The organism is Streptomyces sparsus (assembly GCF_054776295.1).
This window is the reverse complement of sequence record NZ_BAAHCA010001486.1, coordinates 1-793: the sequence shown is the minus strand read 5'-3', so window position 1 is coordinate 793 and position 793 is coordinate 1. Positions and strand designations below refer to the sequence as shown.

The window sequence follows — 793 nt, the reverse complement described above, 5'->3', positions numbered from 1 at the left end:
CGCCACCGGGGCGGCGGCGGGTGCCGGGACGGTGGCGGTGGTGGCGGCCTTCGGCGTGGCGGCGGCGGTGCCGTGGGGGACGGCGCCGAGCACCGTGTGCACGACGCCCCACTGCCAGCCGGTGGTCGGCAGCACCCGGACCTGCTCGAACCCGGCGGATCTCACCCGGTCACGGAACGCGCCGGCGGTGTCGAAGGCGACGACGCTCTGCCACAGGTGCCGGTAGAGCGGACCGTCACCGCGCAGCGCGCCGAGCGGGATGACCCCGCCCCAGCACACCCCGTCCCACAGGGCGCGGTGGGCGCGTGCTCCGGTGAGGGTGTACTCGTGCACGGCGAGGCGTCCACCGGGGGCGAGCAGGCCCCGGACGGTGGTGAGCACCGCGTCGGGGTCGGGCACGTTGCGGAACAGGTAGGCGGCGAACACCGCGTCGTAGGCGGTGTCGGTGACCTCGGCGGGCAGTTCCTCCGCTGTGGCGTGCACGAACTCGACCCGGCCGGGCCAGCTCTTGGCCCGGGCCTGCCGCAGCATGCCGGCGGAGGCGTCGACCGCGGTGACGCGGGCGTGCGGCGCGTGGTGCAGCAGAGCGGCGGTGGACGCGCCGGTGCCGCATCCGAGGTCGAGGACGCGCAGGCCGTAGCCGTCGCGGGGCAGCCGGAGCCTGCGGGCGGACCGCCTCAGCTGGCTGTGGTAGCCGGGGTTGAGCGACACGAAGCGGTCGTAGAAGGCCGCGCCGTCGTCGAAGGCCGAGCTCAGGTAGCGGTCGCGCAGCAGCGCCACGGGTTCTCCCAGG

The 793-nt window shown here is 75.8% G+C and carries 1 protein-coding gene; it reads right to left on the bottom strand.

What is annotated here, in order from left to right:
* Positions 1 to 780: class I SAM-dependent methyltransferase (locus ACYVE9_RS29175; RefSeq protein ID WP_461030884.1), on the bottom strand; the 780-nt coding region annotated here is incomplete at its 3' end.
* Between the last annotated feature and the right edge of the window lie 13 nt (positions 781 to 793).